The 22,038-nt window shown below is 73.9% G+C and carries 3 protein-coding genes (1 of these 3 only partly in view); 2 read left to right on the forward strand and 1 reads right to left on the reverse strand.

What is annotated here, in order from left to right; all coding sequences use genetic code 11:
- Positions 1-3,696 carry the 3' portion of an amino acid adenylation domain-containing protein gene (locus HCC61_RS11970; RefSeq protein WP_346777149.1) on the forward strand. Its footprint begins 12,408 nt before the window's first position, so 3,696 of the gene's 16,104 nt are visible here — the last part of the coding sequence; the start codon falls outside the window, past its left edge; the stop codon is at positions 3,694-3,696.
- Positions 3,693-20,912, forward strand: a complete 17,220-nt coding sequence (locus tag HCC61_RS30660; protein WP_346777150.1) for an amino acid adenylation domain-containing protein — start codon at positions 3,693-3,695, stop codon at positions 20,910-20,912. Before HCC61_RS11970 ends, HCC61_RS30660 begins: the two co-directional genes overlap by 4 nt.
- A gap of 149 nt (positions 20,913-21,061) precedes the next feature.
- Here HCC61_RS30660 and HCC61_RS11990 read toward each other — a convergent pair whose 3' ends face one another.
- Positions 21,062-22,030: an ABC transporter substrate-binding protein gene (locus HCC61_RS11990; RefSeq protein WP_169135371.1), complete on the reverse strand. Its 969-nt coding sequence runs from the start codon at positions 22,028-22,030 to the stop codon at positions 21,062-21,064.
- Positions 22,031-22,038: the final 8 nt, after the last annotated feature.

Below are 22,038 nucleotides of genomic sequence, written 5' to 3' on the forward strand. Positions count from 1 at the left end.
GGCGTCACCTACCGCACCGACCTGTTCGACGCGGCGACCGCGCGGGAGCTGGCCGCCCAGTTCCTGCGCGTACTGGAAGGCTTCGCCCGGCACCCGGGCAGGCCCGTCAGCCGGCTGTCGCTGTGCGGCCCCGGCCAGGAGCGGCTGCTGCTGGAGGAGTGGGGCAGCCCCGAGGCGCCGGTGACCGCGCCCGCGCTGCCGATGGCCTTCGCCGCGCAGGCCGGGCGCACACCCGAGGCCCCGGCCGTCGTCCACGAGAAGGGCTCCCTCAACTACCGCGAGCTGCACGAGACTTCCGACAGCCTCGCCGGATTGCTGCGACAGCGGGGCGTGCGGCCCGGTGACCTGGTGGCCGTGGCGCTGCCGCGCTCGGCCGGACTCGTCGTGGCCGCGCACGCCGTGCACCGGGCGGGCGGCGTCTATATGCCGCTCGACCTGGCACACCCCGCGGGGCGGCTCGCGCGGATGCTGGAGGCGAACCCGCCGCGGCTGACGGTCACCGACCGGGCCTCGCGCGAGTCGCTGCCGGGGGTTCTGCCCGACGATGGGCGAACACTGGTGCTGGACGATCCGGCGACCGCCGCGGAGCGCCAAGCGGCCGCGCCCTGCCCGCCGTTCGAGCCGCATCCGTCCCAGCCCGCGTATGTGCTGCACACCTCCGGGTCCACCGGACGTCCCAAGGCGGTGGCCGTGCCGCACGGCGCGCTCGCCAACCGGCTGGCCTGGACGCAGCGCCGGTATCCGCTCGGTGCGGACGACCGGATGCTGTGCAAGGCCGCGCCCGGGTTCGACGTGTCGGTGTGGGAGATCTTCGGCCCGCTGCTGACCGGTGCCGCCGTGGTGGTCGCGGGTCCGGACGGGCACCGCGACCCGGCGTATCTGGCGAAGCTGATACGCCAACAGCGGGTCACCGCCGTGCACTTCGTGCCGTCGATGCTGGCGCTGTTCGCGGCGGAGCCGGGCGCGGCGCGCTGCACAAGCCTGAAGTGGGTCTTCTCCGGCGGTGAGGCGCTGAGCGATGCGCTGGCGCGCGACTGCGCGAGCGCCTTGGCGGCGCCGGTCGTCAACCAGTACGGGCCGACGGAGGCCGCGGTCGACGTCACCGCCCGTCCCGCCGTGCCCGGGGAGCGTCCGATGGTGCCGCTGGGCACGCCCGGGGCCGGGACCCGTGCGTATGTGCTGGACGAGCGGCTGCGGCCGGTGCCGCCCGGAATCACCGGCGAGCTGCATCTCGCGGGCGCCCAACTCGCCCTGGGCTACCTGGGAGAGACCGCCCGCAGCGCCGAACGCTTCGTCGCCGACCCGTTCGGCGCCCGCTTCGGCGAGCCGGGCTCGCGGATGTACCGCACCGGCGACCTTGCCCGCTGGACCCACGAGGGTGAGCTGGACTTCGCGGGCCGCGCCGACACGCAGCTCAAGCTGCACGGCGTGCGGATCGAACCGGAGGAGATCCAGGCGGCGTTGCTGACCCATCCGCGGGTGCGGGACGCGGCGGTGCTGCTGCGGACGGAGGACGATCCCGCGCTGCTGGTCGCCTACGCGACCGGCGTCACCGTCAGCCTGGGCGGCCCCGACGACGAGAGCGGCGGGGGCAGCCGGGACAGCCAGGAGCCCCTGGACGAGGCGGAGTTGCTGCGCCATCTGCGCGGGCTGCTGCCCGACGCCATGGTCCCGGCCGCCGTGGTGGTGCTGGACGGCTTCCCGCTGACCGCCAACGGCAAGCTGGACCACCGTGCGCTGCCCGCGCCGCCGCGCGCCGAGGCGGGCGAGCAACTGCCGCGGGGCGAGGTGGAGACGCAACTCGCTGAGCTGGTCGCCGAGTTGCTGGGACGTGAGGCAGTGGGCGTGCACGACAGCTTCTTCGCGCTCGGCGGCGACAGCATCTCCTCCATCCAGCTCGTCAGCGCCGCCCGGCGCGAGGGCCTGGTCGTCACCCCGCGGGAGATCTTCGAGCTCCGTACGGTGGCCGCGCTGGCGCGCGTCGCCCGCCGCGTGGACGAGGACGACGCACGGCACGATCCGGGCGCGGGCGAGGCCCCGCTGACACCGGTGATGCACGCCATGCGGGAGCGCGGCGGCGACCACCGCCACTACGGCCAGTCCCTGCTGGTCACGACCCCGGCCGGGATGGACGCGGAGCGACTGGAGCGGGCCCTCGCGACGCTCGTGGGGCACCATCCCGTGCTCGCCTCACGGGTCGACTGGGACGCCGGGGTGCTGCGGATCCCCGCCCAAGTCGCCCCGGACGAGGGCTGGTTCCGCACGGTGACGGTGAACGGCGCGGCGGTGAACAACGCGGCAGCGGACGGTGCGGCCGTGAACAACGCGGCAGCGGACGGCAGTACCGCGGAGGGCGGGGTCCCGGACGCGGTGGGCAGGGTCGCGGACGCGGCCAACGTGGACGGCGAGGCCGCGGACGCAGCGAACGCCGACGCCGCGACCGCAGCCGCCGCGACCGCGGACGGTGCGCTGGAGGAAGCCGTACGGACCCACTCGCGCACCGCGACCCGGGAACTGGACCCGGAGGGCGGCAGGATGCTGCGCGCCGTCTGGTTCGACCGGGGCACGCACCGAGCCGGGCGGCTGCTGCTCGTCGCCCACCACCTGGTGATCGACGCCGTCTCCTGGCGGGTGCTGCTGCCGGATCTGGCGCAGCTCTGCGACCCGGACGGCGGTGAACCGCCCCCGGTCGAGGTCTCCTTCCGGTCCTGGGCACGGGCGCTCAGCGAGCAGGCCGCCGGTCGCCGCGCGGAGCTGCCGTACTGGAGCGGTCTGCTGCGGCAGCCCGAACCACCGCTGGGCGTACGGGAGTTGGACCCCGCCACCGACACCCCCGGCACGGTCGCCGAACTGGCCACCTCCGTCACCGGAGAGCTGGCCGAAGCGGTGCTGGAGGAGGTACCGGCGGCCTTCCACTGCGGCGAGCAGGAGGTGCTGCTGACGGCGCTGGCACTGGCCGTGGCCCGCTGCCGCGGGCAGGAGTGCGACTCCAAGCTGGTGCTGCTGGAGGGGCACGGCCGGGACGCCGGGCTGCTGGAGCGTGAACCGGCTCGCACCGTGGGCTGGTTCACCAGCCTCTACCCGGTGCGGCTGGGGCTGGACGGCGCCGACCCCGAGGCCGCACTGCGCGATCCGGAGCTGGCCGGGCGGGTGCTCAAGCGCATCAAGGAGGAGCTGCGGGCGGTGCCGGATCACGGCGTCGGCTACGGCCAACTGCGGTATCTGGACGGTCAGTCGGGGCCCGGACTGGCGGCCGGTGCCCGCCCCCGCATCGGGTTCAACTACCTGGGCCGCTTTGACGTCGGCGAGCGGGGACCCGAAGCGGCAGCCGACGGGACCACGGAGGACGCGGCCACGACCGCCCGCAGGGACGGCGAGCCCTGGACTCCCGCCCCCGAGTCGGCACACGTGTGGCGCGAGCCCTCGGCCCTGGGCGTCGACCTGGCCGTCGACCTCAACATCACCGCGCTGCGCCGCCCTTCGGGCACGGAGCTGGCGGTCGTCTGGCACCACGCGACCGGGCCCGTGCCCACCTCGTGGATCACCGAGCTGGACCGCCGCTGGCGCGGCGCGCTGGAGACGCTGCTGGCCGGCGCCCGCGGCTCGGCCGCGGGCCACACCCCGTCCGATCTGGGCCTGCTGTCCCTGAGCCAGGACGAAATCGACGAGTTCGAAGACGAGTGGAGAAGCCAGTGACCAGCGCCCCCCGCACAGGACTCCAGGACATTCTCCCGCTGTCCCCGTTGCAGCAAGGGCTCTACTTCCTCTCCTCGTACGACGAGGGCGCGCTCGACGTCTACAACGTCCAGATCGGCTTCGAACTCGAAGGCCCGCTGGACCCGGCGCGGCTGCGCCGGGCCGGCGAGGCGCTGCTGCGCCGCCACCCGAACCTCAAGGGCGCCTTCCGTCAGCGCAAGAACGGCGAGCCGGTCACCCTCATCCCCCGCCAAGTGCCGCTCCCCTGGACGGACATCGACCTGTCCCGACTCACCGCGGACGAACGGGCCCTCAGGGTGCGGCAGTTGGCCGACGCCGACCGCGAGGCCCGCTTCGACCTGGCCACGCCGCCGCTGCTCCGCTTCACCGCCCTCCGCCTGGGCGAGGAGCGCCACCGGCTGCTCCTCACCCACCACCATCTGCTGCTCGACGGCTGGTCCACGGCCCGGGTCGTACAGGAGCTGTTCGCTCTCTACGAGGCGGACGGGGACGAACACGCCCTGCCACCCGCCCGCCCCTACCGCGACTATCTGGAGTGGGCCGCGGCGCGGGACACCGGCGCCGACCGCCGGGCGTGGCGCGCCGCTCTGGACGGTCTGGACGGCCCCACCGTCGTCGCCCCCGCGCTGGCGCAGCAGCCCGCCGCCGAACCGGCCACGCTGGACGTGGAGTTGGGCGCCGGTGCGGGCGAGGCCCTGACCGAGGGCGCGCGCGCCCTGGAGGTGACACCGCCCGTCGTCGTACAGACCCTGTGGGCGCTGGCCGTGGGCGAGCTGACGGGACGCACGGATGTGGTGCTGGGCACCACCGTCTCCGGGCGGCCCGCCGAACTGGCGGGCGTGGAGTCCATGGTGGGCCTGTTCATCAACACCCTGCCGGTACGGGTGCGTACCCGCCCGGAGGAGAGCCTGGCCGCGCTGGTGCGCAGGGTCGGCGCCGAGCAGGCCGCGCTGCTGCCGCACCACCACACGGCGCTGACCGACATCCAGAAGGACGCCGGTACGGGCGGGCCACTCTTCGACACGCTGTGCGTCTTCGAGAACTACCTCGTCGACCAGGCCGCGTCGCCGCCCCAACACACCGGAGGACAGCAGGAGTTCGCGGGGCTGCGGGTCAGCGCCGTCAGCGGAAGGGACTCCACCCACTATCCGCTCACCCTGGTCGCCGCCCCGGACGCCGACGGCGGGATCGGTCTCAGGCTGCGCTACCGGCTCGACGCCTTCAGCCCGGAACAGGCCGCACGGATCGCCGCCCGACTGCGGCGCGCCGTCGAGGAGTTCACCGCCGATCCGCACCGACGGCTCGCCGCACTGGATCTGCTCACGGGCGGCGAACGGCGGCTGGTGCAGGAGACCTTCAACTCAGACCGGCGGGACCTCACCCCCGATACGCTGCCGCGGCTCTTCGAGCAGCAGGCCGGACGGCACCCGGAGGAGACCGCCGTCGTGGACGGAGAGGTGCGGCTGACGTACGCCGAACTCAACGTCTGCGCCAACCGGTTGGCGCACCGGCTGATCGCCGCCGGCATCGGGCCGGAGGACGTGGTGGGCGTCGCGCTGCGCCGGGGCGCGCAGGTGTACGTGGCGCAGCTCGCCGTGGGCAAGGCGGGCGGGATCTTCGCGCCGCTCAACCCCGACTATCCGGCCGCCCGGCTCTCGGACCTCGTGGCGGACTGCCGTCCGCGGGTGCTCCTCGCCGAGCCCGGCACGGACACCGGGGCCTGGGCCGGTAACACACCGGTGGTCGCGACGGAGAGCCTCACGGACCCCGCTCCCGCCGACGGGCTGCCCGAGCACGATCCCACCGACGGCGACCGCAGGGCTCCGCTGCGGCTGGAGAACGGCGCCTATCTGATCTACACCTCCGGCTCCACCGGGCGCCCCAAGGGCGTACTGGTCGGACACCGGCCGCTGGCCGACCTGATCGCCTGGGCGAACGCCTGCTTCGGCACCGGCCCCGGGGACCGGGTCACCCAGTTCGCCTCGCCCAGCTTCGACGTCACCTTCTGCGAACTCGCCAACTCCCTCTTCTCCGGCGCCACTCTGGTCGTCGTCCCCGAGGAGGCGCGGGCCGGGCGGCCGCTGGCCGAGTTCCTGACCGCGTCAGGCATCACGCTGGCCGTCATCCCGCCGACGGTGGTGGCGTCGCTGCCCCTCGATGCCGAACTGCCCGGCGATATGGGCATGATCGTCGGTACGGAGGCGCTGCCCGCCGAGGTGATCCGCGCCTGGGCGAGCCGCCACCGGCTCTTCAACGCCTACGGGCCCACCGAGGCCGTGGTCAACTCCGCCACCTGGCGCGTGCCCGCAGATTGGACGGTCGGCCCGGTGCCCATCGGCCCGCCGGACGTCAACAAGCGGGCCTATGTGCTGGACGAGGCGCTGCGGCCCGTCGCCCCCGGCGTGCTCGGCGAGCTGTACATCGCCGGAGTCGGCCTGGCCCGGGGCTACTTGGGCCGCGAGGCGCTGACCGCCGAGCGGTTCGTCGCCGACCCCTTCGGAGGCCTCTTCGGCGAGCAGGGCTCACGGATGTACCGCACGGGCGACCTCGCGCGCTGGAACGAGAAGGGAGAGCTGGAGTACGCGGGCCGCAGCGACCACCAGCTGAAGATCCGCGGCTTCCGCGTGGAGCCCGGCGAGGTGGAGGCCCGGCTGACCGGGCACCCGCGGATCCGTCAGGCCGTCGTCACCGGCCACGCCGACGACCGGGGCAACAGACGGCTCGTCGCCTACACCGTCGCCGACGGTGAGGCGGAGCCGCCGAGCGCCGCCGAACTCGCCGCCCACGTGGGCGAGTCGATGCCGGAGCACATGGTGCCGGCCGCCTTCGTCGCCCTGGACGCCCTGCCGCTGACGGGCGCCAACAAGATCGACCGCAGCGCGCTGCCCGCACCCGACTTCGCCACCCGTGCCACGGGCGGCACCCCGCCCCGTACGGACGCGGAGAAGGAGCTGGCGGCGCTCTTCTGCGAGGTGCTGGGCCTGCCCGAAGTCGGCGTGGAGGACGGCTTCTTCGCCCTGGGCGGCGACAGCATCTCCTCCATCCAGCTCGTCGGCGCCGCCAAGCGCCGCGGGCTGCTGATGCGGCCCCGTGACGTCTTCGAGCGGCGCACCGTCGAGGGACTGGCCCAACTGGCCGCCGAGACACGGCAGTCGGAACAGCCGGAGCCGTCCACGTCCCGGGACGGCAGCGGCAGCGCCCCGCTCACGCCGATACTGCGCTGGCTGGTGGAGCGCGGCGGCCCCCTGGCCGACTACCACCAGTCGACGGTGCTGCACACACCGCCCGGCACCCGCCTGGAGACGCTCGTGGCCGGTTTTGCCCAGGTCGTCGACCATCACGACGTGCTGCGCGCGACCCTCACAGGGCAGACGCTGGAGGTCCCCGGGCCCGGAGCCGTCGACGCCGCCACGCTCATCACCCGCGTGGACGCCGTCACCGCTCCCGAGGCCGAACTGGCCCCGACGCTGCGCGAGCACGCCCGGCGGGCCGCCGCCCGACTGGACCCGTACGGCGGCGTGATGCTGCGCGCCGTATGGCTGGACGCCGGGCCGGACCGCGGCGGGCTGCTGGCGCTGCTCGTCCACCACGCCGTCGTGGACGGGGTCTCCTGGCGGGTGCTCGGCGAGGACCTGGCGACGGCCTTCGAGGCGGCACGTACGGGACGGCCCGCCGCACTGCCCGGCGTCGGGACGCCCTTCCGGGTCTGGGCGGAGGGGCTGCGCGCGGCCGCCGGGGCACGCGAGGAGGAGGCCGGGCACTGGCTCTCCCTCGGCGGGGCCGCGCCCATCGCACCCGAACTCGACCCGGAACGCGACACGTTGGGCACGCTCGCCACCGTCCCCGTACGGCTGGAGCCCTCCGTCGCAGGCCCGCTGCTGTCCAAGCTGACCGAGCGCTACCACGCCGGTCCCGACGAGGTGCTGCTGACCGCACTGGCCATGGCGCTGACCGCCTGGCGCGGCGTCAGCGACCCCGTGCTGGTCGACGTCGAAGGGCACGGACGCGTCGAGGAGGCCGTGCCGGGCGCCGAACTGACGCGTACGGTCGGCTGGTTCACCAGCGTCCACCCCGTGCGGCTGCGGGTGGACGGAGCGGACGTGGGCGAGCAACGGCGCGCGGGCGCCGCCCTCAAGCAGATCAAGGAAGCGCTGCGGGCGGCCCCGGACCAGGGCATCGGCCACGGTCTGCTGCGCCGGCTGCACCCCGGCATCGGCCCGCGCCTGGCCCGACTGCCCACCGCCCAGATCGGCTACAACTACCTCGGCCGCTTCGGCGCTCCCGCCGCGGGCGACGAACGGCCGCGCCCGTGGAGCCCTGCCGTGACCGGCTCCCTGGGCGGCGGCGCCGACGAGAGGCTGCCGGTCTCCCACGCCCTCCAGCTCACCGCCTCCACCGTGGAGAGCGCCGAAGGGCCCGTGCTCCAGGCGGCGTTCAGCTTCCCAGGACGTCTCTGGCCGCGCCCCGACGTGGAGCGGCTCGCGGAGCTATGGCTCGCCGCGCTGCGTACGCTGCGCCGCCATCTGGACGAGCCGGACGCCGGAGGCCACAGCCCCTCCGACTTCCCGCTGGTACGCGTACAGCAGCGGGAGATCGAGCAACTGGAGGAGCAGCACGGCGAGTTGACCGACCTGCTGCCGCTCTCACCGCTCCAGCAGGGCCTGTATTTCCTCGCGGACCTGGGCGCCGCGTCCGGCACCGGGCTCGACGTCTACACCACACAGCTCGCCCTGGAGATCGAAGGGCCCCTGGACTCCGGGCAGTTGCGGCAGGCCGCGCAGAGGCTGCTGGAGCGTCACCCCAATCTGCGGGCCGCCTTCCACGGCCGCGGAGAGGACGAGCCGCTCCAGGCCGTCCCGGCGCATCCGCCGCTGCCGTGGCGGGAGGCCGACCTCAGCGGCTCCGGCGACGCCCGGGCCGAAGCCGAGGAGTTGCTGCGTGCGGAGCGCTCCGAGCGCTTCGACCTCACCAGGCCGCCGCTGATCCGCTTCACCCTGCTGCGCCTGGGCGAGGGCCGCAGTCTCGTCGCCGTCACCTCACATCACATCCTGCTCGACGGCTGGTCCGGGCCGCTGCTCATCCAGGACCTGCTGGCCCTCTACCGGGGCACGCCGCAGCCCACGCCGCGCCCCTACCGCGACTATCTGGTGTGGCTGGCGGGCCGCGACCGGGCGGAGACCGAGGAGCTGTGGCGGCGCGCGCTGTCCGGCATCGACGGCCCCACCCGGCTGGTGCCCGCCGCCGCCGACATGCCCGCCGGAGTGCCGGAACGCCTCCAAGTCCCCCTGGACGAAGACCTGGTGGCGCGGATCTTCGACTTCGCCCGCGCCGAGCAGGTGACCGTCGGCGCCGTGCTCCAGGCCGCCTGGGGGCTGCTGCTTGGCCGCCTCACCGCACGCCAGGACGTGGTCTTCGGAGTCACCGTCTCCGGGCGGCCCGCCGACCTGGACGGCGCACAGCGCATGATCGGGCTGTTCATCAACACCGTGCCCACGCGCGTCACTCCACTCCCCGGCCAGTCCGGCGCCGAACTCGTCGCGCGGGTCTCCGCGCGGCAGGCCGAGCTGATGGACCACCAGTACGCCTCCCTGGCCGAGCTCCAGCGGATCGCCGGACACCGCGAACTCTTCGACACACTGCTGCTGTTCGAGAACTTCCCTGTGGACGCAGAGCAGTTGCGCCGCACCGAGCAGCGCGCCGGGCTGGCCGTCACCGGTGCGAGGGGCCACGACGCCACCCACTACCCGCTGGTGCTCGTCGCCTTCCCCGGCGACCGGCGCCTCTCCCTGGCGCTGGACCACCGTCCGGAACTCCTCGACGCCGAGCGCGCCCGGGACATCGGCGCACAGCTCGTACGCACCCTTGAGGACCTGGTCGAGCGGCCGCAGCGGGCGGTGCGCGAGGTGGCCGCCGCCGCGCACGGACAGCCCGAACTCGACGGCGAGCGGCGCGAGATCACCCCGCTCGGCCTCGCCGAGCGCTTCGAGCGGCAGGCCCTCGCCACCCCCGACGCCGTGGCGCTGGTGGCGGGCGATGAGGAGTGGACGTACGCGCGGCTGCTGGAGCGTGTGCACACCCTCGCCGCGCGGCTGTCCGAACAGGGGGCCGGACCCGAGACGTTGGTCGGCGTCGCTCTCCCCCGCGGGGCCGACCTCGTCGCCGCGCTGCTCGCGGTCTCGGCCACCGGCGCCGGATACGTGCCCGTCGACCCGGCCTTCCCCGCCGAGCGGATCGCCTACCTCAAGCAGGACGCGGCCCCGCTGCTCTTCGTCGAGGAGGGCTCGCCCCTGCTGGAGGACGGGGAGGAAGGCGGGCCCGCCTTCCGGCGCGCGCCCGCGAACGTGACCCGACCCGACGGAGTCGCGTACGTCATCCACACCTCCGGCTCCACCGGCGACCCCAAGGGGGTGATCGTCAGCCACCGCAATCTGGCGAACCTGCTGGACGACATCGCCGCACGGCTGGAGTCCGGCCCGGGGCACCGGCTGCTGGCCGTCACCACCGTCAGCTTCGACATCGCCGCGCTGGAGCTGTTCGTGCCGCTGGTCACCGGCGCCACCGTCGTACTGGCCGACCGGGACCAGGCACGGGACCCGGGTCTGCTGAGCGAGCTGGCGCAGCGCAGCGCGGCCACCCATCTCCAGGCCACCCCGTCCCTGTGGCAGGGCGTGGTGGAGACGGCGCCGCGGATGCTCGACGGGCTGACCGTGCTGAGCGGCGGAGAGCCGCTGCCCGCCGACCTCGCCGGCCAACTCGCCGAGCGCGGCGCCCGGTTGCTCAATCTGTACGGCCCGACGGAGACCACCGTGTGGTCCACCGCCGCCGACCTGGAACCGCACGAGGTCCCGCATGCGGGGCACGCCCTGCGCAACACCACGCTGCGGGTGCTGGACGCCTGGCTGCGGCCCGTACCGGTGGGCGTGCCGGGCGAGCTGTATATCGGCGGCGCCGGAGTCGCCCGCGGCTATCTCGGCCGCCCCGGCCTGACGGCCGCCCGCTTCGTCGCCGATCCGGAATGCGGCGGTGAGCGGCTCTACCGCACCGGCGACCTGGCCCGCCTCCAACCGGACGGCACCGTCGTGATCCTGGGCCGTACGGACCACCAGCTGAAGGTGCGCGGGCACCGGGTGGAGCCGGGCGAGATCGAGACCGCGCTGCGCTCGCACCCGCAGGTGGGCGAGGCGGTCGTGGTGGGTCTGCCGGACGGCGCGGGTTCGCTGCGGCTGGTCGCATATGTCACCGGCGGCGCCCGGGAGTTGCGCGACGATCTCCGCAGTCATCTGCGCGACCGGCTCCCGGAGCATCTGGTGCCGTCGGTGGTGATCCCGCTGCCGTCGATGCCGCTCACGCCGAACGGCAAGATCGACCGGGCGGCGCTGCCCGCCCCCGAGCAGCAGCAGAACACCCCGTCCGGCGCCGGGAGTTCGCGCGATCCACGAGAGGCCGTGCTGGCCGGTCAGTTCGCCCATGTGCTGGGGCTGGAGAACGTCGGCCCCGACGAGGACTTCTTCAGCCTGGGCGGCCACTCGCTGCTCGCCATGCGGCTGGCCAACCGGCTGCGTTCCGTCCTGGGCACCGATGTCGCCATACGGGACCTCTTCGACCACCCCACACCGGCCGCGCTGGCGCGAGCGGTGCTGCCGCGCGCGGAGTCCCGGGCTCCGCTGACGCCGCGCACACCACGCGAAGGCGAGCGGCTGCCGCTGTCCTTCGCGCAGCGGCGGCTGTGGTTCCTGCACCGGCTGGAGGGGCCGTCCGCCACGTACAACCTGTTCTTCGCGCTCCGGCTCTCCGGCGACCTCGACGTACCGGCCCTGCGGGCGGCCATCGGCGATGTGGCGGCACGCCACGAGAGTCTGCGCACGGTCTTCCCGGACGCCGACGGGCTGCCGTACCAGCACATCGTGGACGAGGAGAACGCACGGGCGTCCCTCGATGCGGAGCCCGAGGACATCGTCACGGCTGAGCTGGCGGAGCGGCTGCGCCGGGAGGCTACGGCCGCGATCGACATCACCAGCGAACTGCCGCTTCGCGTACGGCTGTTGCGCCTCCCGGAGGACGGCGACGAGGCGGGCGGCGGTGACGGCGGCAGCGCGGACACGGCAAGCGGTACCGGCACGGGCACGGCCACCGAGAGCGCGGACATGGCCACCGGCACCGGCACCGGCACCGGCACCGGCACGGACAGCAGCACCGTCACCCGCCCGGACCACGTCCTCACCGTCACCCTCCACCACATCGCCGGCGACGAGTGGTCGATGCGCCCCCTGACCGAGGACCTGCGCACCGCCTACACGGCCCGCCGCGCGGGAGTCCGCCCCGACTGGGCGCCGCTTGCGGTGAGTTACGCCGACTACTCGGTGTGGCAGCAGGAGGTGCTCGGCGACGAGGACGACCCGGAGAGCCTGCTCGCCCGGCAGGCCGGCCACTGGCGCCGCACCCTCGCCGAAGCACCGGAGGAACTGACCCTGCCGCTGGACAGGCCACGGCCCGCCACCGAGGACCATCGCGGCGCGACCGTCACCTTCGACATCCCCGCCGAGGCGCACGCCCGGCTGCGTGAGCTGACCGCGCGGACCGGCACCAGCGCGTTCATGGCCGCCCAGTCCGCGCTGGCCGTGCTGCTCGCCGCGCACGGCGCCGGTGACGACCTGCCCATCGGCACTCCCGTGGCGGGACGCAACGACGCGGCGCTGGACGACCTGGTCGGCTTCTTCGTCAACACACTGGTGCTGCGCACCGACCTGTCGGGAGACCCGACCTTCCGCGAACTCCTCGCCCGTACAAGGGAGGTGGACCTCGCGGCCTTCGACCAGGCCGACCTGCCCTTCGAGCGGCTGGTGGAACTGCTGGCCCCGCAACGGTCTTTGACCCGCCATCCGTTGTTCCAGGTGATGCTGGTCTTCCAGAACATCTCCGAGCAGGCGCTGACCCTGCCCGGACTGGAGGTCACCCCGCTCGGCTCCGACCCGGGCGTGGCCAAGTTCGACCTGTCCTTCACGCTGGCCGAACGGCCCGGCGCGGCAGGCATCTCGGGCATGCTCACCTACCGCACGAGCCTGTTCGACCAGGCCACCGTGCAGGCGCTGGCCGAGCGGTACGTCCGGCTGCTGGAGGACCTGGTCGCATCGCCCGACGTGCCCTTCCACCGGATGCGCGTACTGCCCGAGGGCGACCGTGCGCGTTCGCTGGAGCAGGGCACCGGAGAGCGCCGCCCGCTGCCGGAGACGACGCTGCCCGCGCTGCTCGCCGCACGTGAACACCCCGCATCGCCCGCCCTGTTGGCGGACGGGCGCGGCGTGGGCCACGCCGAGTTCGACCGCAGAGTGGGACAGCTCGCCGGGCTGCTGCGCCGCCACGGCGTCGGCCCCGAGAGCCGCGTCGCGGTGCTCCTGCCCCGGTCGGCGGAGCTGGTGGTGGCCCTGCACGCGGTGCTCCGGGCCGGAGGCGCCTATGTGCCCCTCGACCCCGGCCACCCCGCGCACCGCATCGCGCACATGCTCGCCGACAGTGCACCCGCCGTGGTCCTCACCACCGCCGAACTGTCGAGCGAACTGTCCGGCGAACCGTCCGGCCTGCTGACCACCGAGGCGGCCGTACTGGAGCTGGACGCCCTGGAGGAGGAGCTGGCCAGGAGTGAACCGGCCGCCCCGCACGAGGAGTTGACCAGCGAGCACGCCGCCTACGTGCTCTACACCTCCGGCTCCACGGGCCGCCCCAAGGGCGTCGTCGTCTCCCACGCGGCGCTGCTCAACCGCCTGCTGTGGATGGCCGACGCCTACCCGGCAGACGGGGACGACCGCGTGCTCCAGAAGACCCCGGCCACGTTCGACGTGTCGGTGTGGGAGTTCTTCCTGCCCCTGCTGAGCGGCGTGCCGCTGGTCGTCCTGCCGGACGGCCTGCACCGCGACCCGGCCGCGGTCGCCGAGCACATCCGCCGGTACGAGGTGACCACCGTCCACTTCGTCCCGTCGATGCTGGCGGCCTTCGCCGCGGAACCGTCGGCCGCCGACTGCCGTACCTTGCGCCAGGTCTTCGCCAGCGGCGAGGCGCTGACCGCCGCCACCGCCCGTGCGCTCCACCAGGCCCTGCCCCAGGCGGAGTTGCACAACCTGTACGGGCCCACCGAGGCCACCGTCGACGTCACCGCCCGGCACGTCACCGGCCGGGACCGGGACGGGGACCAGGACGCGCGCGGCGTGCCCATCGGGCTGCCCGTGTGGAACACCGGCGCCCAGGTGCTGGACGCCTGGCTGCGTCCCGTGCCCGACCAGGTCGTCGGCGAGCTGTATCTGTCGGGTGCGCAACTGGCGCGCGGCTATCTGGGACGCCGCGGCCTGACGGCCGAGCGCTTCGTCGCGGACCCGTACGGCCCGCCCGGCTCCCGCATGTACCGCACGGGCGACCTGGTACGGCGCCGCCCCGACGGCGCGCTGGTCTTCGTCGGACGCGCCGACGGCCAGGTCAAACTGCGCGGTCTGCGCGTGGAGTTGGGCGAGATCGAGGCCGTGCTCGCCGAGCATCCCGAGGTCGCCTCCGGCGCGGTGCTGGTACGGGCGGACCAGCCGGACATGCGGCTTCTCGTCGGCTACGCGGTGCCCGCCACAGGCTCCCGCCCTGACGAGGAGGAGCTGCGCGCGCATCTCGCCCGCGGACTGCCGGAACACATGGTGCCCGCGGCGGTGCTCACTGTGGACGCCCTGCCGCTCACGCCGAGCGGCAAGCTGGACCGCGCCGCGCTGCCCGCACCGGATCTGGCCGCCCGTACGACAGGTGTCGGCCCCCGCGACGTCCGTGAGGCCCTGCTGACGGAGCTGTTCGCCGAGCTGCTCCACCACCCCGGCGTCGGCGTCGAGGACGGCTTCTTCGCGCTGGGCGGCGACAGCATCCTGTCCATCCAACTCGTCGCCCGCGCCCGCAAGTCGGGGCTGCGACTGACCCCGCGGGACGTCTTCGAGTACCGTACGCCCGCCGCGCTGGCCCGGGTCGCCACCGTGGAGGACACCTCGGCGCCGCCGTCCGTACCCGCCACCGGCGCGGTGCCGCTCACGCCCGTCATGCGCTGGGCGCTGGAGAGGGGCGCCGAAGACGGTGCCCATCAGTATGTGCATGTGACGACGCCGCCGGACGCCTCGCGGGAGGCCCTGTCGGCGGCGCTGGAGACGCTGCTGCGGTGGCATCCGATGCTGCGTGCCCGGCTGTCCGGCGAGGGCGGGAACGCCGTCCTGGACGTGCCGCGGGAGAGCCCCGTACCGGCGTCCGCCCTGGTGACCAGGGTGGATCTGAGCGGCGCGGCGGACGAGGACGTCCCCGGGCTGCTGGCCGAAGCCGCCTCGGAGGCCATCACCTCCCTTGCCCCGCGGCAGGGGCGGATGGTGTGCGCGGTGTGGGGCGAGCGGGGAGCGGGCCGGGACGGCAGGCTCGTGCTGGCCGCACACCATCTGGTCGTCGACGGCGTCTCCTGGAACGTGCTGCTGCCCGATCTGGTCTCGGCGTACGAGGCGGCGGCCGGCTCACCCGGCGGCGCCCCTCCCGCTGAGGGCCCCGATGGAGCTCCCGGTGAACGTCCCGGTGGACCTACCGGTGAACGCGCCCCGCACGGCAGCCCGTTCCGCCAATGGGCCCTCGGCCTGCGCGACGCCGCCGCCGATCCGGACCGCGCGCGGGAGGCGGCGCACTGGACGGACCGCGCCGAGCGCATACGCCCCCTGCTGGACCGCGACTCCCCCGTGGCGACCGAACCCGGCGGACACGGCGGCGAACCGTGGCAGGTGGACGTCCGCGTGGACGCGGCGACGACACGGAAGCTGCTCACCCAACTGCCCGCCGCCGTGCACGGTTCCGTGCAGGACGTCCTGCTCGCCGCGCTCACCCGCGCCTTCGCCGACTGGCGCGAGCAACGCGGCGAGACCGTGCGCGACGCCGAAGTGATCGCCGTCGAAGGGCACGGGCGGGAGGAGGCCGTGGTGCCCGGCGCCCAACTCTCCGGCACCGTCGGCTGGTTCACCACCTGGTATCCGGTGCTGCTCGACACGGCCGACGTACGCCCGGGCCGCCCGCTGGACGCCGGGTCCGCACAGCGGCTGCTGAGGTCGGCCAAGGAGGAGCTGCGGCGGTCCGCGGACAGCGGCATCGGCTACGGCCTGCTGACACGGCTGGCGGAGACCGTGCCCGAGCGCACCCCCGACATGGTCTTCAACTACCTGGGCCGACAAGGGAGAACGGGCGGCGGAGCGGCGACCGAAGAGGAAGAGCCCGCCTTCTGGACGACCGCACCCGAAGCGCTGCCTCCGCTGCGCCCGGGCGGCAGGCCCACGCCCGCGCTCTTCCCACTGGAGGTCAACGCCTCCACGGTCGAGGGCGCCGACGGCCCCACGGTGGTGGCCCGTTGGTCGGGGTCGCCGGAGCTGCTGTCCGCCGACGAGGCGGAGGACCTGGCCCGGCTGTGGGTGGCCGCGCTGGAGGAGCTGGCCGCCGCCGGGCCCCAACCCGCCCACACACCCTCGGACTTCGCGCTGACCGCCCTCGTCCAGGAGGAGGTCGACGCGCTGGAGCACGAGCTGCCCGGCACGGTGGACGTATGGCCGCTGACGCCGCTCCAGGAGGGCCTGTTCTTCCTGACCCGGTTCGCCGACGGTGAACCGGACGTCTACACCATGCAGTTGGCGCTGCGCCTGGAGGGACAGGTGGACGCCGCCGCGATGCGGGCGGCCGCCTCGGACCTGCTGGAGCGCAACGACAACCTCCGTACGGCCTTCGTCACCACCACCCGGCAGACCGCCATGCAGGTGCTGCTGGACCACGTCGAACCGGACTGGACCGTCACCGACCTCTCGGCCTCGCCCGAGGCCGAACGGGAGCGGCTGCTGCGGGAGTTGAGCGAGGAGGACCGCTTCCGGCCCTTCGACACCGCACGGCCGCCGCTGCTGCGGCTCCGCCTGGTCCGGCTGGAGACGGACGCGTGCGTGCTGGTGGTCACCAACCACCACATGGTGCTTGACGGCTGGTCGGTGCCGCTGCTGATGCAGGAGCTGTTCCAGCTCTACGCGGCCCGTACGGAGAGCGCCGCCGTGCCCGCGCCGCGCCGCCCCTTCCGCGACTATCTGCGCTGGCTGCACTCCCAGGACTCCGGCGCCGCCGAGGCGGCGTGGGCCGAAGCCATGGACGGCGTCACCGAACCGACGCTGATGGCGCCCGCCGACCCGGCGCGCGCCCCGGTGCTCTCCCGGCGGCTGCCCGCGGCACTGGAGCCCGAACTCCTCGACGGGCTCAGGGAATTGGCCCGTGCCGGCGAGGTCACCCTCAACACCGTCACGCAGCTCGCCTGGGGCCTGCTGCTCGCCCGGCACACCGGCCGCGACGACGTCGTCTTCGGCGCCACCGTCTCCGGACGGCCGCCGGAGTTCGACGAAGTGGAGAGCATGGTGGGGCTGTTCATCAACACCCTGCCCGTACGCGTCGGCCTGGACGAGCGCCACACCGTCCGCTCCGCACTGGAGCGGCTCCAGGAGGAGCAGGCACGCCTTCTGCCGTATGCGCACCTGGGCCTCTCCCAGGTGCAGCGGCTGGCCGGCGTGGGCGACCTCTTCGACACCCTCGTGGTGTACGAGAGCTACCCGGTGGACGCCGACGGCCTCCAGCGGGCGGAGCGCTCCGGCGACCTCCAGGTCACCGGCGGCAGCAGCGCCGACGCCACGCACTATCCGCTCACGCTCGCCGTCGAACCGGCCGGGGGACGCCTGACCCTGGAGTACCGCCCCGACCTGTTCACCGACGAGGAGGCGTCGGACCTGCTGGAGCGGCTGCTGCACCTGCTGCGGCAGCTCGCCGGCGGCCACGACGCCCCGCTTCGCGGGCTGGAGGCGCTGCGACCCTCCGAGCGCGACCGCGTACTGGAGGAGTGGAACGCCACGCGGCAGCCGCACCCGGACGGCACCCTGCCCGGTCTGCTGGCCGAGCGGATCGCCGAGGACCCCACGGCACCGGCCGTCGTCAGCGGCGAAGTGACCCTGACATTCGACGAGTTGGGGCAGCGCTCGGCGCGGCTGGCACACGCCCTGATCGGTCGCGGCATCGGTCCCGAGGACGTCGTGGCGCTGATGCTGCCGCGCACTGAGGAGTTCCTCGTCGCGCTGCTGGCCGTCCATCAGGCCGGGGCGGCCTATCTGCCGCTGGACCCGGACTATCCGGCGGAGCGCGTCGCGTTCATGGCCGCGGACGCCGCCCCCCGGCTGCTGCTGACCACCCGCGCCCTCACAGGCCGCGCTCCGGGCGTACCGGCCCTGGCGCTGGACGACGAGGCGGCTGCCGCCGGGATCGCCCGGCATCCCGGCACGGCGCCCACCGACGCGGAGCGGGTGCGCCCGCTGCGCCCGGAGCACCCCGCGTACCTCATCTACACCTCGGGATCGACCGGCACGCCCAAGGGCGTCGTCATCCCGCACCGCGGCGTGGTGAACCTCTTCCACAGCCACCGGCGCTCCCTGTACGAGCCGGTGATCGAGCGGACCGGCAGGCGCCGGCTGCGGGTCGGGCACGCCTGGTCGTTCGCCTTCGACGCCTCCTGGCAGCCGCAGTTGTGGCTCTTCCACGGGCACTGCGTCCACGTCCTGTCCGAGGAGATCCAGCGCGACCCGGTCTCGTTGGAGGCGTATCTGCGCCGGGAGTCGATCGACTTCATCGAGGTCGCGCCGTCGGTGCTGGCACAGCTGGAGGAGGCGGGCCTCACCCGGGACGGCGACTGCCCGCTGCCGCTGCTGGGCGTCGGCGGCGAGGCCGTGCCGGACGCCCAGTGGGCGCGGTTGCGGCGGCTGCCGCACACCGAGACCGTCAACCTGTACGGGCCCACCGAGGCCACCGTCGACTCGATGCTGGCCCGGGTCGGCGACACCGAACGGCAGGTCATCGGGCACCCCGTGGACAACGCCCGCGTCCATCTGCTGGACGGCGGGCTGCGGCCGGTGCCGCCGGGAGTGCCGGGAGAGATGTACCTCGCGGGCGCCGGGCTGGCCCGCGGCTATCTGGGCAGGCCCGGGCTGACGGCCGAGCGCTTCGTGGCCGACCCGTTCGACTCGGGCGGCGGGCGGCTCTACCGGACCGGCGATCTGGCGCGCCGGCACGCCGACGGCTCGGTGGAGTTCCTGGGCCGGGTCGACGACCAGGTCAAGATCCGTGGGTTCCGCGTGGAGTTGGGCGAGATCGAGACGGCCGTCTCCGCGCTGGAGAGCGTCGCGCAATCGGCCGTGGTGGCCCGCGAGGACAAGGGCGTACGGCGTCTGGTGGCCTATGTGGTGCCGCGCGAGGGGAAGGCACCGCAGCCGCTGGAGCTGCGTGCCGGGCTCGCCGAGCGGCTGCCCGACCATCTGGTGCCCGCTGCCTTCGTCCTGCTGGACGCGCTGCCCATGACCGCCAACTCCAAGCTGGACAAGGACCGGCTGCCCGCACCGGACTTCGGCGCCCAGGCCACCGGACGCGAGCCCGAAGGCCCTCGCGAGAATGCCCTGTGCGGGGCCATGGCGGACGTGCTGGGGCTGCCGCGGGTCGGCGCGGACGACGACTTCTTCTCGCTCGGCGGCGACAGCATCGTATCCATCCAGCTCGTCAGCCGGCTGCGGTCGCGTGGTTGGACCCTCTCACCGCGGCAGATCTTCCGGCTGCGTACGCCCGCGGCGCTGGCGGACCGCCTGGAGGGCGTCGGCGAACTCGTCGTGGAGGACGAGGAGTCGGGCTGGGGCAGCGTCCCGGCGACGCCCATCCTGGAGTGGCTGCGGGAGCTGGGCGGGCCGCTTGGCGAGTACTCGCAGTCGACGGTGCTTCAGGTGCCCGCCGCGATGCGGTGGGAGCAACTCCTCGTCGCCGTACAGGCGTTGGTGGACCGTCACCAGCTGCTGCGGTCACGTCTGGACCGTACGGGCGACGGCGGGGACGGCCCCTGGCGGCTGGAGGTCCCCGAACCGGGCGCGCTGCGGGCGGCCGACGTGGTCGAGCGGGTCGACGCCTCCGGAACCCCGCAGGGGCGTCCGCTGGCGGAGACCATGGGCGCCAGGCTGATGTCCCTGGTGCGCGAACTCGACCCGGACGCCGGGCGGATGTTCAAGGCGGTCTGGTTCGACGCCGGACCGGATCGGCCCGGGAGGCTGCTGCTGCTCGCCCACCATCTCGTCGTGGACGGAGTGACCTGGCGCATCCTCCACCCCGACCTGCGCCAGGCGTGGGAGGCCGCCGCCGGGGGACGTGCTCCGGAGCTGCCCGCCGTACCGACGTCCTTCCGCACCTGGGCCCGCGGCCTCCTCAAGGCGGCCGCGGAGCCGTCCCGTGAGGCGGAGGAGGCGCACTGGACGCGCACGCTGGCGGGGGCGGACGTGCCGCTGGCCGGGCGCGCCCTGGACCCGTCGGTGGACACGGTGCGCACGCTGGAGCATCTGCGGGTCGAACTGCCCGCCGAGTACACCGAGTTGCTGCTGAGCACCGTGGTGGCGCGCACCGGGGCGCCGGTGGACGCGCTGCTGCTGGGCGCGCTCTCGCGGGCGTTCGCCGACTGGCGCGGATCGCGTACGGGAGGCGGCGGCGAGGCGCGGGAACGGGACGGCGCCGCACGCGGGGGTGGCCACACCGTCGTCGCCATGGAGGGGCACGGCCGCGAGCAGCAGGTGGTGCCGGGCGCCGATCTCTCCCGTACGGCGGGCTGGTTCACCTCGGTACGTCCGGTCGCCCTGGACGCCTCGGGGGTGCCCGGCGGGCAGGAGGGCCTGCCCGAGCTGGTGCGCCGCGCGGCCCGGGAGCTGGCGGCCGTGCCGGACGGCGGCATCGGCTACGGAATGCTGCGGTATCTCAACCCCCGCACCGGTCCGCGGCTGGCCGAAGTGGGCGTGCCGGAGACCCAGTTCAACTATCTGGGCCGGTACACAGGTCCCCCGGCGCCGGACGGAGGTCCGGACGGGCCCGCCGGAAGCGGCGACTGGGCGCCCGCTCCGGAGGCCGGAGTGCTGGGCGGCGGCCGCGACCTGGACATGCCGGTCGGCTACGTGCTGGACGTCACCGCCTCGGCCGTCGACGGCCCGGACGGACGGCCCGTCCTGGGGGCCGGCTGGGTGTGGGCCGGCCGCCTGCTGACCGAGCCGGAGGTGCGCGAGCTGGCCGAGGGCTGGGTGGCGGCGCTGCGCCGGCTGGTCGAGGAGGTCACCGGCGGGCGGTGACGGCGAACCCGGGTGCCGCCGGCCCCGGGCGAGCACCCGGCCTCGCACGCGGCGGGGCGGCGGCACGGATCTCTGGCCGCCGCCCCGAGTCCCCCTCAACCGGCAAGTGGTGTGCGCCGGGTGGCGACTTCCGGCGCACACCACGTCTCTCACGCCTTCTTCAGCATGTCCTCGATCTCGTCGAGGGCGCCGAGGGCGAAGCGGTAGGTGCACATCGTGTAGTGCTTGATGGGGAAGGCCTTGTCGTCCTTGACGGCGGGCACGCTCTTCCAGAGCTTGCTGTCCAGCAGATCCTGGGTGGGCGGCGGGGGCTTGCCGTCGAACTGCGTCGGGTAGATCAGCGCGGTGCAGTCGTCCAGGACGTCCATCTGCTCATAGCTCTTCGGCTGGAAGTCCGCACCGCCCTTGATGCCGGCGCCGATCTTCAGGCCCAGGTCACGCATCACGGTGAGCAGCGGGCCGCCGAGCTGGAACTGGCTGTTCTGACCGCCGCTGAGAATGGCCCACTTGGTGCCGGCGATCTGCTTGCGGTAGGTGGACTTCAGCTCCTTGAGCCGGGCTTCGTACTTCTTCCTCTCGGCGTTCAGCCTCTCCTCGCGGTTGACCGCCTTGGCGACCTTGGCGAGCTGCTCGTGCCACAGGGCTCCGCTGTGTGCCCAGTCGTAGTAGACGACCGGAGCGATCTTCCGCAGGGCCTTGGTCTTATCCCAGGAGAACTGGTCGATGATCAGGTCCGGCTTGGCGGCGGCCACGGCCTGCGCGTTGGGTGTGCCGGGTGCGCCGGTGGTCTTGACGCCTTCGAGCTTGTCGAAGATGTCCCGGGGCATCAGTTGTCTGCTGGCGGTGCCGTCGGGCACGGCTACGGGGACGAGGCCCAGCTCCAGCAGCATGAGGGCGTCGTAATTCCAGCTGGCGGCAACCCTCTTGGGGTGCTGCGGGACCTTGACGACGCCCTTGTCCGTCTTGAGGGAGCGCTCCTCGGAGGAGGCCTCCTTCTCGTCGTCGCCGGACTCGCTCACGCCACAGGCGGACAGCGTCAGCAGCGCCGCCGCGCTGGTGAGTCCTCCCAGGAATCTTCTCCGTCCCAAGGGATCGGACGTGCCACGTGAACGGGCCATGTTCACTC

The sequence above is a fragment of the Streptomyces sp. HNM0575 genome (assembly GCF_012726265.1).
In the GTDB taxonomy this organism is placed as follows: Bacteria; Actinomycetota; Actinomycetes; order Streptomycetales; family Streptomycetaceae; genus Streptomyces.